Genomic DNA, 14,261 nt, shown 5'->3' on the forward strand with positions numbered 1-14,261 from the left:
TGATCAGAAAAAGCTCAATCCCACGTGGAACAACTTCTCCACATCGCGGATATGTTTTTTATCCACCAGGAACAGGATCACGTGGTCACCCGTGGCGATCACCGTGTCGTCGTGGGCGATGATCACTTCCTCATCACGAATGATTGCGCCAATGGTGGTGCCCGGCGGCAGGCCTATATCGCGGATGGCCTTGCCGATCACTTTGCTCGACTTCGAATCACCGTGGGCAATTGCCTCGATGGCCTCCGCCGCACCCCGGCGCAGGGAGTGCACGCTGACTATGTCGCCACGGCGTACGTGGGCGAGCAAGGTACCGATGGTGGCCAGTTGCGGGCTGATAGCGATGTCGATATCGCCGCCCTGGATCAGGTCGACATAGGCCGGGTTGTTGATGATGGTCATCACCTTCTTCGCCCCCAGCCGCTTGGCCAGCAGCGACGACATGATGTTGGCCTCGTCATCGTTGGTCAGGGCCAGGAAGATGTCGGCGTCGGCGATGTTTTCTTCCATCAACAGGTCGCGGTCCGAGGCGCTGCCTTGCAGTACGACGGTGCTGTCCAGGGTGTCGGACAAATGCCGGCAGCGTGCCGGGCTCATCTCGATGATTTTCACCTGGTAGCGACTCTCGATCGCTTCGGCCAGGCGCTCGCCAATCTGCCCGCCGCCAGCGATGACGATGCGTTTGTAGTTCTCATCGAGCCGACGCATTTCACTCATGACTGCACGAATATTCGCTTTGGCAGCGATGAAGAATACTTCGTCGTCTGCCTCGATCACCGTATCGCCCTGGGGAAGGATCGGTCGGTCACGTCGGAAAATGGCGGCTACGCGGGTTTCCACATTCGGCATGTGTTCACGCAGTTGACGCAATTGCTGACCCACCAGCGGCCCACCGTAATAGGCCTTCACGGCGACCAATTGCGCCTTGCCGCCAGCGAAGTCGATCACTTGCAAGGCGCCCGGAATTTCAATCAGGCGCTTGATGTAGTGGGTCACCACTTGTTCCGGGCTGATCAGCACATCAACCGGAATAGCGTCGTTATCGAACAGACCGGCACGTGTCAGGTAGGCCGCTTCACGCACCCGGGCGATCTTGGTCGGGGTGTGGAACAGGGTGTGGGCGACCTGGCAGGCGACCATATTGGTCTCGTCACTGTTGGTGACCGCGACCAGCATGTCGGCATCGTCGGCACCCGCCTGACGCAGCACGGTAGGAAACGACGCACGACCTTGTACGGTGCGGATGTCCAGGCGGTCACCCAAGTTGCGCAGACGCTCGGCATCGGTGTCGACCACGGTGATGTCATTGGCTTCACTGGCCAAATGTTCGGCCAGTGTGCCGCCAACCTGCCCTGCTCCAAGGATGATGATTTTCATCCGGTCACTCCCTTAAACCCGTTCAGCCGCGCGCGGCGGCGATCTTGATCAGTTTGGCGTAGTAGAAACCATCATGCCCGCCTTCCTGCGCGATTAACTGGCGGCCATGGGGCTGCTTGATACCGGCTGCCGTGGCGAGGTCCAGTTCCCGGGCGCCGCTGGTGCGGGCAAGAAAGGCTTCGATCACCTCGGTGTTTTCGGTGGGCAAGGTGGAGCAGGTGGCGTAGAGCAGGATGCCGCCGACTTCCAGAGTCGGCCACATTGCATCGAGCAGTTCACCTTGCAGCACCGCCAGGGCCGCGATGTCGTCGGGTTGGCGAGTGAGCTTGATGTCCGGGTGGCGGCGGATCACACCGGTGGCCGAACACGGCGCGTCGAGCAGGATGCGTTGGAACGGTTTGCCGTCCCACCAAGTGGCGGTGTCGCGGCCGTCGGCGGCGATCAGTTCGGCGCTGAGGCCCAGGCGTGCGAGGTTTTCCCGCACACGCACCAAGCGCTTGGCTTCCAGATCGACAGCCACTACACCGGCGAGGTCCTTTTCGACTTCGAGGATGTGACATGTCTTACCGCCCGGAGCACAGCAGGCGTCCAGCACACGCTGGCCGGGAGCCAGGTCGAGCAGGTCGGCGGCCAGTTGCGCGGCTTCATCCTGCACACTGATCCAACCTTCGGCGAAGCCCGGCAGGCTGCGTACGTCGGCGGCCGCTTCCAGCACGATGCCGTCGGTGCTGTACACGCATGGCGTGGCGTCGATGCCTGCGTTCGTCAGCAATTGCAGGTACGCATCACGGCTGTGATGTCGACGGTTGACCCGCAGGATCATCGGCGGGTGCGCATTGTTGGCTGCGCAAATGGCTTCCCATTGCTCGGGCCAGAAGGCTTTCAGGGATTTTTGCAGCCAGCGCGGATGAGCGGTGCGCACCACCGGGTCATGTTCCAACTCGGCCAGCAGCGCTTCGCCTTCGCGCTGGGCGCGGCGTAGTACCGCGTTGAGCAGGGCCTTGGCCCAGGGCTTTTTCAGCTTGTCGGCGCAACCGACGGTCTCACCAATGGCGGCGTGGGCCGGTACGCGGGTGTAGAGCAACTGATAGAGCCCGACCAGCAGCAGCGCCTCGACATCCGCATCGGCCGCCTTGAACGGCTTTTGCAGCAGCTTGGCTGCCAGCGCCGACAACCGTGGTTGCCAGCGGGCGGTGCCGAAGGCCAGGTCCTGGGTGAAACCGCGATCGCGGTCTTCGACCTTGTCCAACTGCGTGGGCAGCGAACTGTTCAGCGAAGCCTTGCCGTTGAGTACGGCGGCGAGAGCCTTGGCGGCGGCCAGACGTGGGTTCATTGAGTTGCCACCCCGAGGATCGTGCCCTGGGAAAATTTCTCACGGCGACTGTTATACAAATCGCTGAAATTAAGCGCCTTGCCACCGGGCAATTGCAGACGGGTCAGGCACAGAGCCTGTTCGCCGCAAGCGACCAGCAGGCCGTCCTTGCTGGCGCCGATGATTTCACCGGGTGCGCCTTTGCCGTCGGCCAGGGTCGCGGCCAATACCTTCAAGGCTTCGCCATTGAGGGTGCTGTGGCAGATCGGCCATGGGTTGAACGCACGTACCAGACGTTCCAGCTCCACCGCCGGGCGGCTCCAGTCAATGCGGGCTTCATCCTTGTTCAGTTTGTGGGCGTAGGTGGCCAGGCTGTCGTCCTGCACCTCGCCTTCCAGGGTTCCGGCAGCGAGGCCGGCGATTGCCTGGATCACGGCGGGCGGGCCCATCTCGGCGAGACGGTCGTGCAGGCTGCCACCCGTGTCTGCGGCCGTGATCGGGGTGGTCACTTTGAGCAGCATCGGGCCGGTGTCCAAACCCGCCTCCATGCGCATCACGGTCACGCCGCTTTCGCTGTCGCCTGCCTCCACGGCACGCTGGATCGGCGCCGCACCGCGCCAGCGTGGCAGCAGTGAGGCGTGGCTGTTGATACACCCCAGGCGCGGAATATCCAGCACGACCTGGGGCAGGATCAAACCGTAGGCCACCACCACCAGCAAGTCCGGTTGCAGCGCCGCCAGTTCAGCCTGGGCCTCGGCGTTGCGCAGGGTCGGCGGTTGCAGCACGGGGATGTTGTGCTCAAGCGCCAACTGCTTGACCGGGCTCGGCATCAGTTTTTGCCCGCGACCGGCCGGGCGATCCGGCTGGGTGTACACCGCGACGATGTCATAAGGGCTGGCAAGCAGGGCCTTGAGGTGTTCGGCGGCAAATTCAGGAGTGCCGGCAAAAACAATGCGCAGTGGCTCGGTCATGGGAGTTCTCGGTTAAAAACAGTCACAAAAGAAAAAGGCTTGCCGCAGCAAGCCTTTGGAAGGAGGGCATCAAGCTTGCTGGCGATGCTTTTTTTCCAGCTTCTTCTTGATCCGGTCGCGTTTGAGCGTGGACAGGTAATCGACAAACAGCTTGCCGTTGAGGTGGTCGCATTCGTGCTGGATGCACACCGCCAACAGGCCTTCGGCGATCAGTTCGAACGGCTTGCCGTCGCGGTCCAGCGCCTTGATCTTCACACGTAGTGGGCGTTCGACGTTTTCGTAGAACTCCGGCACCGACAGGCAACCTTCCTGGTATTCGCCCATCTCGTCGGTCAGCGGTTCGAACTCGGGGTTGATGTACACCCGTGGTTCGCTGCGGTCTTCCGACAGGTCCATGACCACGACGCGCTGATGCACGTTGACCTGGGTGGCGGCGAGGCCAATACCCGGGGCTTCATACATTGTTTCAAACATGTCATCGACCAACTGACGAACCTTGTCGTCCACTACGGCCACCGGTTTGGCGATCGTGCGCAGGCGCGAGTCGGGGAATTCGAGGATGTTCAAAATAGCCATAAGCGTAATTGCTGCACATGTGAGGTAGAGGCAAATCGGCGGTGGGAATGGACCCATACGGCCGGTGTGAAACGCCCGAAAGCCGCGAAGGCTCTGGCATTTCACGCGAACGCACATAATAAAGGAGATTCACCCCATGAGGAAATCGCTACTCGTCTTGCTGCTATGGGCCCCGTTTGCCATGGCCCTGCTTCCCCAGCCCGGCCGGCACCTGGATCAACCGACGCAACAGGCCATCCAGCGCTTTTTACTGCATAACCGCATTCTCGATTCGCCCCTGGACCTGGACAACGCGCCGTACATTGTCGCCGCAGAGGCAGGGCGGGTGTTGGGTGCCCAAGGTGAGCGCGCATACGCCAGGGGCGTGTTGGACCCGGCCCAGCCAAGCTATGGGATCTTTCGCCGAGGCAAGGTCTACACCGACCCGCAAACCCAGGAGCTGTTGGGGATTAACGCCGACGACATCGGCACCGCACGGTTTGTGACAGCAGGCGACCTCAGCACCCTGGCCCTGCAGCGCGTTACCCAGGAGGTACGTCCCGGCGACCGTTTGCTCCGTGATCAACCGCCCGTTGCACTGGATCACCTGGAACGGGCGAAGCCCGCGCCTTTTATACAAGGACATATCATTGACGTCCCCAGGGGTGTTACCCAGATCGGCGTACTGGACGCCGTGACCCTGAATAAAGGTCGTCGCGATGGCCTGGTCGAAGGCCAGTTGCTGACCGTTATCAAAACCGGCGCCACCGTGCGCGATACCCTCGCCGGCAACCAGGTGAAGCTTCCCGATGAGCGTGCCGGCACCCTGCTGGTGTTTCGCACCTACGAAAAACTCAGCTACGGTCTGGTCCTGACTGCCTCGCGCCCACTGGCGGTAAAGGACCGTTTCGAGACTGTCCCTCAATCGCAATAAATAGCCTGCTAAATAAGTTACCAACAGAGTTATCCACAGCTTGTTCCGGTCAAGGATGATCAGATGTTTCCGATAAACAGCAATGAAATTTCCCCTTCAGAACTGGAAGCCCGCCTACGCTTGCACAGGCTGCCGGAAGTAGGCCCGAAGCGTTTTCGCTTGTTGATCGAAGCGTTCGGCAGTGCTTCAAAGGCCATCAGTGCCCCTGCCGGCGCGTGGCGCTCCTTGGGATTGTCACCGATCAGCGCCGATGCCCGCCGTAGCCATGAAATCCGCGACGGTGCCAGTGAGGCATTGGCTTGGTTGGAACGTCCGGCCCAGCATTTGCTGATGTGGGACCAACCTGAGTACCCGGCACTGCTCGCCCAGATAGATGACGCCCCGCCGCTTTTATTCGTCGCCGGTGACCCCGGGATCCTGGAAAAACCGCAACTGGCGATGGTCGGCAGCCGCCGTGCGTCCCGCCCGGGCATGGACACTGCGGCTGCATTTTCCCGCAGCCTGGCGAGCGCCGGTTTTGTCATCACCAGTGGCCTTGCGCTGGGTATTGACGGTGCGGCCCATCAAGCAGCGTTGGATGTTGGGGGGCATACAATCGGCGTGCTTGGCACGGGCCTGGAAAATCTTTATCCACAGCGTCATCGGCGGCTCGCAGCGGCGATGATTGCCCAAGGCAGCGCCGTGGTTTCCGAGTTCCCGCTGGACGCCGCGCCGCAGGCCGGTAACTTCCCGCGGCGCAACCGCATTATCAGCGGCCTGTCCCTGGGCGTGCTGGTGGTGGAAGCCAGCATGGCCAGCGGCTCGCTGATCACCGCCAAGCTCGCGGCCGAGCAAGGGCGCGAGGTGTATGCAATCCCGGGCTCCATCCATCATCCTGGGGCCAAGGGTTGTCACCAGTTGATCCGTGATGGCGCGATGCTGGTGGAGACCATTGAACACATCCTCGAAGGTTTGCGTGGCTGGCAGGCGTTGTCGCGCCCGGTGCCGACGCCCGTCATACATCCGTTGGTGGCGCTGTTGCACGCGGCCCCCCATACCAGCGAAGCCTTGGCGCTTGCCAGCGGGCGGTCGTTGGCCCAGGTGCTGGCGACCCTCACGGAGTTGGAGCTTGAAGGCCAGGTGATCTGCGAAAGCGGGCGCTGGCTTGCGCGCGGCCAGCTTTTGTAGCTGCCAGTTTTTTGGAACTAGGTTTTGTAAAGAAGATCGGTAAACTGCCCAGAGCTTTAGTCCGGAGAGTAAACAATGGTCAATAGGTGGCGTGTGCTGGAAGCCGCACGAGAAATTCGCGCAGGCGCGGTGATTGCCTATCCAACCGAAGCGGTCTGGGGCCTGGGCTGTGATCCTTGGAACGAAGAGGCGGTGGATCGGCTGCTGGCGATCAAGAACCGTTCGGTGGACAAGGGCCTGATCCTGGTGGCAGACAATATTCGCCAGTTCGACTTTCTGTTTGAAGACTTCCCGGATACCTGGATCGAACGCATGGCCAGCACCTGGCCTGGGCCGAATACGTGGCTGGTGCCGCATCAGGATTTGTTGCCGGAATGGGTCACCGGTGTGCACGACACGGTGGCGCTGCGGGTGAGCGATCATCCACTGGTGCGGGATTTGTGCGCGCTGGTGGGACCGTTGATTTCTACCTCAGCCAACCCTCAGGGCCGCCCGGCGGCACGCACGCGGATTCGTGTGGAGCAGTATTTCCGCGGGCAGGTGGATTTGGTTTTGGGTGGTGCCCTGGGTGGACGCAAGAACCCCAGCCTGATTCGCGATTTGGCAACGGGTGAGGTGGTGCGGCCTTCCTGAGACCGTGTCGCACCCATCGCGGGCAAGTCCCCTCCTACATTTGAACCGTGTCCGTCATGAAACAGGGTCAAATGTAAGAGGGGCTTGCCCCCGAAGAGGCCCTCAAGGCAACAGAATTGTCGACCCGGTGGTACGCCGCCCCGACAACTCCGTCTGTGCCTTCGCCGCGTCCGCCAGCGAATACCGCTGGTTGATATCAATGCGCACTTTGCCGCTCTTGATCATCGAAAACAGGTCATCCGCCATTACCTGCAAGTTCGCCGGATTGTTGGCGTAGGTCGCCAGGGTCGGCCGTGTCACGTACAGCGAGCCTTTGGCCGCGAGTATCCCCAGGTTCACCCCATCCACCGCGCCCGAAGCATTGCCAAAGCTCACCACCAGACCACGTGGCGCCACGCTGTCCAATGAGGTCAGCCACGTGTCCTTGCCGACGCCGTCGTACACCACGGACACCTTTTTGCCGTCGGTCAATTCCAGCACGCGTTGTGCGACGTTTTCCTTGCTGTAGTCGATGGTTTCCCACGCGCCGAGGGATTTGGCCAGGGCGGCTTTTTCTGGCGAGCTGACGGTACCGATCAGCTTCACACCCAATGCCTTGGCCCATTGGCAGGCCAGGGAGCCCACGCCGCCGGCGGCGGCGTGAAACAGGATGGTCTCGCCACCTTTCAACTCATAGGTCTGGCGCAGCAGGTATTGCACGGTCAGGCCCTTGAGCATGGCGCCGGCGGCTTGTTCGAAGCTGATGTCGTCCGGCAGGTGCACCAGGTTGGCGGCGGGCAGTACATGCAGTTCGCTGTATGCACCCAGTGGGCCACTGCCGTAGGCCACGCGGTCGCCAACTTTAAATTGCGTGACTTCGCTGCCCACCGCATCAACCACACCGGCGCCTTCTGCGCCCAGCCCCGATGGCAGGGCAGGCGGCGCGTAAAGGCCGCTGCGGAAATAGGTATCGATGAAGTTCAGGCCAATCGCCTCGTTACGCACTCGAACCTGCTGCGGGCCCGGCTCCGCCGGTGTGTAGTCCACATATTCAAGTACGTCGGGGCCGCCATGGGCGCTGAACTGGATACGTTTGGCCATCTGCACATCTCCTTGGGTCGATCTCGCGTAGCTCCCTATCGGACTCCTAAGCGTGATCTTCGTCAACTGTGGCGACATGGAGTGCAGTGGTATCCTGTGCGCCCATTTGCCGCCGACGCCCTGTGGCCTCGCGTAGCTTTGCCCGATTCAAGGTGATGTCATGACTACTCGCACCGAGGCTGTCAAAGCCTACCTGCTCGACCTGCAAGACCGCATTTGCAGCGCCCTGGAAACCTTCGAGACGGACACTCGCTTTATCGAAGACGCCTGGACCCGGCCTGCCGGCGGTGGCGGTCGTACCCGTGTGATCGAAAACGGCTCGGTCATCGAAAAGGGCGGCGTTAACTTTTCCCACGTGTTCGGCAGCGGCCTCCCACCGTCAGCCAGTGCGCATCGCCCCGAGCTGGCCGGTCGTGGGTTTGAAGCCCTGGGCGTGTCGCTGGTGATTCATCCGCACAACCCACATGTGCCGACGTCCCACGCCAACGTACGTTTTTTCATCGCCGAAAAAGAAGGCGAAGAGCCGGTGTGGTGGTTCGGTGGTGGCTTCGACCTCACGCCCTACTACGGCAACGCAGAAGACTGCATCCACTGGCACCGCGTGGCCGAGCAGGCCTGCGCGCCCTTCGGCCCGGACGTGTACTCGCGCTACAAGGCCTGGTGCGACACCTACTTCCACATCAAGCATCGCAACGAGCCCCGAGGTATCGGCGGCCTGTTCTTCGATGATTTGAACGAGTGGGACTTCGACACCTGCTTCGCGTTTATCCGCGCCATCGGCGATGCCTACATCGACGCCTACCTGCCGATTGTGCAGCGCCGCAAAGCCAGTGCTTACACCGAACAACAACGCCAGTTCCAGGAATTCCGTCGCGGCCGCTACGTTGAATTCAACCTGGTCTACGACCGTGGCACCCTGTTCGGCCTGCAATCGGGCGGGCGCACGGAGTCGATCCTGATGTCGCTGCCGCCCCAAGTGCGCTGGAGCTACGACTGGAAAGCCGAGGCCGGCAGCGAAGAAGCGCGCCTCACCGACTACTTCCTGCAAGACCGCGACTGGCTTGGCGTCGCCGCGCCCAAGGCGGCTGTCTGATGGATCGTTATGTGGTGTTCGGCAACCCCATCGGCCACAGCAAGTCGCCGCTGATTCACCGTATGTTCGCCGAGCAGACCGGCGAGCAACTGGACTACAGCACCTTGCTCGCGCCTCTGGAGGATTTCACCGGCTGTGCCCGTGAGTTTTTCCAACAGGGCCGAGGTGCCAACGTCACCGTGCCGTTCAAGGAAGACGCTTACCGCCTGGCCAACAGCCTCACCGAACGCGCCCAGCGTGCTGGGGCGGTGAACACCTTAAGCAAACTGGCTGACGGCACACTGCTCGGCGATAACACCGATGGTGCCGGCCTGGTACGCGACCTGACGGTAAACGCCGGCTTGAATCTGCAAGGCAAGCGCATCCTGTTGCTGGGCGCGGGTGGCGCGGTAAGGGGCGCGTTGGAGCCGTTGCTGGCTGAACGACCCGCCTCGTTGATCATCGCCAACCGCACCGTGGAAAAAGCCGAATTGCTCGCCGAGCTGTTCGACGACCTGGGCCCCGTGTCTGCCAGTGGTTTCGACTGGCTGCGTGAGCCGGTGGACGTGATCATCAATGCCACGTCCGCCAGCCTGTCAGGCGATTTACCGCCGATTGCCGGCAGCCTGATCGAGCCGGGCAAGACGTTTTGCTACGACATGATGTACGCCAAGGAACCGACTGCGTTCTGCCGTTGGGCCGCTGAACAAGGCGCTGCCGTGACGATGGACGGCCTGGGCATGCTGGTGGAGCAGGCGGCAGAGGCGTTCTTCCTGTGGCGCGGCGTGCGCCCGGATTCGGCGCCGGTGTTGGCTGAACTGCGCCGTCAGTTGGCCTGACACTAAACAAAATGTGGGAGGGGGCTTGCCCCCGATGGCGGCCTGGCAGCTATAAATATGCTGGCTGACACACCATTATCGGGGGCAAGCCCCCTGCCACATTTTGACCGTATTCAGTCTTCGAAATGAATGGGGCATTTGTCGGCCCCTTCCAGTTTTTTCAACTCTTCCACCACCTGCGGCCTGGCGCGGCGCAGTGTCAGGCTACGGCCCAGCCCCCTTAAGCGACGCGCCTCCTGGTGCAGCATCTCCACCCCGGAATAGTCGATAAAATTGATCTGCTGCGCCTCGATCACCACCCGCTCACCTTGCAAGCTTTGCAGGCGCACTTGCAGGTAGTGGCTGGCGCCAAAGAAGATCGACCCACCGACGCGCAGCACATCCTCTTCCCCATCACGCCATTGCTGTACCCGTGGCTGCGACGTGCGCTTGAGGTAGAAAAACAACGACGCCAACACGCCCGCATAAATCGCCGTTTGCAACTCCAGCAGCAAGGTGGCGATGCAGGTCAGGCTCATCACTACGAACTCTGCGCGGCTCACGCGGAACAACGCACGAATACCCCGGCGATCCACCAGGCCCCAGGAAATCAGCAAGATGCTGGCGGCCATGCTCGGGATCGGAATGTGCGCGATCAGTGCGGCGCCAAACAGCGCAAACAAGGCCACCCATACTGCGGAAAACACTCCTGCCAACGGTGAGCAGGCGCCCGCTTCATAGCTGAGGCCGGAGCGAGTAAACGAACCAGCTGACAAGTACCCGGAGAAAAATCCGCCAACGATATTGGATAAACCCTGTGCACGAACTTCCTGGTTGGCGTCGAGCAATTGTTGCGAGCGGGCTGATAGCGAGCGGGCAATCGACAGGCTGGTTACCAGCCCCAGCATGCCCACCGCAACAGCGCTGGGCAGCAGGCGCAGGATCATGTCCGGATCCAGCGGCAACGGGCTGAACGGCGGCAGTTTGCCGATAAACGAACTGACCAGGGCTACATGCCCGAACATCACCGGCCACAGCCACGCCGCCAGGCTACCCAAGGCGAGCGCGATCAGTAGCGTTGGCCAGCGAGGCACAAGGTATTTGAGCAACGCGCCCACCAGCAAAGTACCGAGCCCGAGGGTGAGGGAGGCGTGGTCCCACTCACCACTATGGTGGATCAGCGCCAGCAGACTATTGATCGCTGTGGCCTGGCTCGGTAAATCCAGGCCCAGCAGATTAGGCAACTGCCCCAGGGCAATCACCACGGCGGCGCCCAGGGTGAAACCCAGCACCACCGAATGTGAGACGAAGTTCACCAGCGCGCCAAAGCGCAGCATGCCCAGTAGCCACTGGAACACCCCGGCCAGGAATGTCAGCAATAGGATCAGGGTGATGTAGTCCTGAGACCCGGGCACGGCCAACGGACTGATGCTGGCGTACAGCACGATGGAAATCGCCGCCGTAGGGCCACAGATCAGGTGCCAGGATGAACCCCACAGGCACGCGATCAGCACCGGGAGGATCGCGGCGTACAGACCGTATTCCGGTGGGAGACCGGCGATCAGCGCGTAGGCAATCGACTGCGGCAAAGCAAGCACGGCGCCGCTGAGGCCGACCAGCGCGTCCCGGCCGACGCTGGCGCGCGTTTGGCGCGGGAGCCAACTGAGGAAGGGGAAGAGTGTATGGCGGTTGGGCCGGGGCATTTATAACTCGGCTGAAAAGGTTTGACTCAGGGTATCAGTACACACTGGTCCTTGTGGGAGGGGGCTTGCTCCCGATATAGGTGGACCCGTCTAAATCTCTCTGACTGGCACTCCGCTATCGGGAGCAAGCCCCCTCCCATATTGGAATAGCGCAAGGCCCTAGAGTTTGGCTTTTACTGCCGGCAACGCGTCCTTGCCATCCACGGTTTTCACACCGTCCAACCATTTATCCAGCACCGCCGGGTTCGCCTTGATCCACGCCTTCGCCGCCTCGGCATTGCTGACTTTTTTGTTGACCACCTCAGCCATGATGCTGTTCTCCATCTCCTGGGTAAAACTCAGGTTGGTCAGCAGTTTTCCTACGTTAGGGCAAGCCTGCGCATAACCCTTGCGGGTCAAGGTATACACGCTGCCGGTGTCACCAAAGTATTTCTCGCCGCCTTTGAGGTAGTGCATTTTCAACTGCACGTTCATTGGGTGCGGTGTCCAGCCGAGGAAGGTGACGAATTTCTGCTTCTTCACCGCCCGTGACACTTCCGCCAGCATCGCCTGTTCGCTGGACTCGATCAGCTTCCACTGGCCAAGGTCGAAGTCATTCTTCTTGATGATCTCCTGCAGCGAGATATTCGCCGGCGCGCCGGAGCCGATGCCGTAGATTTTCTTGTCGAACTTATCGGCGAATTTGTTCAAGTCGGCAAAGTCATGCACCCCCGCATCCCAGACATAATCCGGCACGGCGAGGGTGAACTCGGTGCCGTCGAGGTTCTTCGCCAGTTGCACCACATCGCCATTGGCGACGAACTTGTCGTAGAAGCCCTGCTGCGCCGGCATCCAGTTACCCAGGAACACATCCACCTGGCCGTCCTTGAGCCCGCCAAAAGTGATCGGCACCGCCAGGGTGTCGACCTTGGCCTTGTAGCCCATGCCGTTCAGCAGAAAACCGGTGATGGCATTGGTGGCGGCGATATCGCTCCAGCCTGGGTCAGCCATTTTCACCGTGTCACAGCGGGTGTCCGCATACGCATTGGCGCTACCCAGCACTAACAAGCCCACTACCGCAGTTAACTTTTGCATGGCCTTCCCTCAGTGTTATTGGTTTTGGCAGGGTTGTGGATAACGTGCCTTGCGCTCCAGGTCGTCGAGGTCGATATGGTTGCGCATGTATTGCTGACTGGCGTCTACCAGTGGCTGGTGATCCCAGCTCTTCAGCTTGCCTTCGGTCAGCGCCTCGAACACCAGGCGACGACGGCGTTGGCTGGCGAGCACCTGCTGGTGGATCGCCGGGATGTCCCATTTGGCCCGCGCTTCATTCAAAAACGCCTCGAACAGTGGCCGGTGTTCCGGTGACTGGCTGAGGTCTTCCCGCTCGTGCGGGTCGTTGTGCACATCGAACAGTAGACAAGGGTCGTCTTCGCTGTAGATGAATTTGCAGGCGCCACGGCGAATCATCATCAATGGGCTGATGGTGCCTTCGGCCATGTATTCACCAAAGACTTCGTCGTGCCCGCCCTGCCCCCGCAAGTGCGGGACCAGCGAGCGACCGTCCAGTGGCAGGCGCGGGTCCAGCTCGCCGCCGGCCAGTTCCACCAGGGTCGGCAGCAGGTCGGCGGTGGACACGGCCTTGGTCACGCGGGCCGGCGCAAATTGTCCCGGTGCGATGACCAGCAGCGGCACGCGGGCGGCCATTTCAAACCAGTGCATTTTGTACCAGAGGCCGCGTTCACCGAGCATGTCGCCGTGGTCGCCGGAGAAAACGATGATGGTGTCGTCGGCCAGGCCGGTGTCTTCCAGGGTTTGCAGCAGCTTGCCGACATTGCTGTCGATGTAGCTGCACGCGCCGAAGTAGGCGCGGCGGGCGTCGCGAATCTTATCCACCGGCAGCGGTTTGTCCCACAGGTCATAGACCTTGAGCAGGCGCTGGGAATGCGGGTCGAGGTCTTCCTGGTTCGGCGTTGCAGGCAAAGGGATGTCGTTGTCGTCGTACAGGTCCCAGAACGGCTTGGGAATGGTGTAAGGGTCGTGGGGATGGGTCATCGACACGGTCAGGCAGAACGGCTGGTCGCCGTCTTCGCGGATGTGGTCGAACAGATACTGCTGGGCCTTGAACACCACCTCTTCGTCGAAATCCAGCTGGTTGGTGCGCACGCACGGGCCGGCTTGCAGCACCGAGGACATGTTGTGGTACCAGGTGGGGCGTACGTCCGGCTCATCCCAGTTGACTGCCCAGCCGTAGTCGGCGGGGTAGATGTCGCTGGTCAGGCGTTCTTCATAGCCGTGCAGTTGGTCGGGGCCGCAGAAGTGCATCTTGCCCGACAGCGCGGTGCGATAACCGAGGCGCCGCAGGTAGTGGGCATAGGTCGGCACATCGGCGGGGAAATCTGCCGCGTTGTCGTAGGCGCCGATCTTGCTCGGCAGTTGGCCGCTGACCAGGGTGAAGCGTGAGGGTGCACACAGCGGGCTGTTGCAATAGGCGGCGTCGAACACCACGCCCTGTTCGGCGAGGCGGCTCAAATTCGGCAGCTTGATCGGGGAAGGTCCGTAGAACGGCAGCATCGGCGCGGCCATTTGATCGGCCATGATGAAAAGAATGTTCTTGCGCTTCATGGGTCTTCGGCATTCCATAGGCGGTGTTTATGCGA

At 61.3% G+C, this 14,261-nt stretch carries 13 protein-coding genes; 5 read left to right on the top strand and 8 right to left on the bottom strand.

The genetic code is table 11. The features are described from left to right. Positions 1-3: 3 nt before the first annotated feature. The 4 genes from trkA to def all read right to left on the bottom strand — a co-directional run bounded on the left by trkA (position 4) and on the right by def (position 4,236). Entirely contained in the window at positions 4-1,377 is a 1,374-nt protein-coding gene (gene trkA, locus AB1462_RS09515) for a Trk system potassium transporter TrkA (protein ID WP_090401312.1), read from the bottom strand. A gap of 22 nt (positions 1,378-1,399) precedes the next feature. Beyond that, complete coding sequence (gene rsmB, locus AB1462_RS09520) at positions 1,400-2,710, bottom strand: 16S rRNA (cytosine(967)-C(5))-methyltransferase RsmB (protein WP_367246627.1); 1,311 nt, start codon at positions 2,708-2,710, stop codon at positions 1,400-1,402. Next, positions 2,707-3,660, bottom strand: a complete 954-nt coding sequence (gene fmt, locus AB1462_RS09525; RefSeq protein ID WP_259191513.1) for a methionyl-tRNA formyltransferase — start codon at positions 3,658-3,660, stop codon at positions 2,707-2,709. Before fmt ends, rsmB begins: the two co-directional genes overlap by 4 nt. A gap of 69 nt (positions 3,661-3,729) precedes the next feature. Next, positions 3,730-4,236, bottom strand: coding sequence for a peptide deformylase (def, locus tag AB1462_RS09530; protein WP_053127413.1), 507 nt, complete (start codon positions 4,234-4,236; stop codon positions 3,730-3,732). A 136-nt stretch (positions 4,237-4,372) separates the two neighbouring features. Between def and AB1462_RS09535 the strand changes: the two genes are divergently transcribed. From AB1462_RS09535 to AB1462_RS09545, 3 genes are all read left to right on the top strand, one after another. After that, complete coding sequence (locus AB1462_RS09535) at positions 4,373-5,149, top strand: peptidoglycan-binding protein (RefSeq protein WP_367246628.1); 777 nt, start codon at positions 4,373-4,375, stop codon at positions 5,147-5,149. 63 nt (positions 5,150-5,212) lie between these two features. After that, positions 5,213-6,316 (top strand): DNA-processing protein DprA, encoded by a 1,104-nt coding sequence (gene dprA / locus AB1462_RS09540; RefSeq protein WP_090401308.1) that lies wholly within the window; start codon positions 5,213-5,215, stop codon positions 6,314-6,316. A gap of 75 nt (positions 6,317-6,391) precedes the next feature. Beyond that, on the top strand, positions 6,392-6,949 hold the full coding sequence (locus tag AB1462_RS09545; RefSeq protein WP_027608149.1) for an L-threonylcarbamoyladenylate synthase: 558 nt from the start codon (positions 6,392-6,394) through the stop codon (positions 6,947-6,949). Between the two features lie 102 nt (positions 6,950-7,051). Here AB1462_RS09545 and AB1462_RS09550 read toward each other — a convergent pair whose 3' ends face one another. Then, positions 7,052-8,029: a quinone oxidoreductase gene (locus AB1462_RS09550; protein ID WP_090401307.1), complete on the bottom strand. Its 978-nt coding sequence runs from the start codon at positions 8,027-8,029 to the stop codon at positions 7,052-7,054. A 160-nt stretch (positions 8,030-8,189) separates the two neighbouring features. On the opposite strand from AB1462_RS09550, the gene hemF reads away from it, so the two are divergent. Both hemF and aroE read left to right on the top strand, forming a co-directional pair. Continuing rightward, complete coding sequence (gene hemF, locus AB1462_RS09555) at positions 8,190-9,122, top strand: oxygen-dependent coproporphyrinogen oxidase (protein WP_090401306.1); 933 nt, start codon at positions 8,190-8,192, stop codon at positions 9,120-9,122. Next, positions 9,122-9,940: a shikimate dehydrogenase gene (aroE, locus tag AB1462_RS09560; RefSeq protein WP_367246629.1), complete on the top strand. Its 819-nt coding sequence runs from the start codon at positions 9,122-9,124 to the stop codon at positions 9,938-9,940. The genes hemF and aroE overlap by 1 nt, the downstream gene beginning before the upstream one ends. A 113-nt stretch (positions 9,941-10,053) precedes the next feature. Here aroE and AB1462_RS09565 read toward each other — a convergent pair whose 3' ends face one another. The 3 genes from AB1462_RS09565 to betC form a co-directional block, all read right to left on the bottom strand. Then, a complete protein-coding gene (locus AB1462_RS09565) occupies positions 10,054-11,622 on the bottom strand; it encodes a SulP family inorganic anion transporter (protein WP_367246630.1) in 1,569 nt (522 codons plus the stop codon). Between the two features lie 159 nt (positions 11,623-11,781). Beyond that, positions 11,782-12,696, bottom strand: coding sequence for a choline ABC transporter substrate-binding protein (gene choX, locus AB1462_RS09570; RefSeq protein ID WP_367246631.1), 915 nt, complete (start codon positions 12,694-12,696; stop codon positions 11,782-11,784). 15 nt (positions 12,697-12,711) lie between these two features. Then, positions 12,712-14,226 carry a choline-sulfatase gene (gene betC / locus AB1462_RS09575; RefSeq protein WP_315338883.1) on the bottom strand — a complete coding sequence of 505 codons (1,515 nt, stop codon included), beginning with the start codon at positions 14,224-14,226 and terminating at the stop codon, positions 12,712-12,714. Between the last annotated feature and the right edge of the window lie 35 nt (positions 14,227-14,261).

The sequence above is a fragment of the Pseudomonas sp. SB113 genome (assembly GCF_040754745.1).
Classification (GTDB): Bacteria; Pseudomonadota; Gammaproteobacteria; order Pseudomonadales; family Pseudomonadaceae; genus Aquipseudomonas; species Aquipseudomonas grimontii.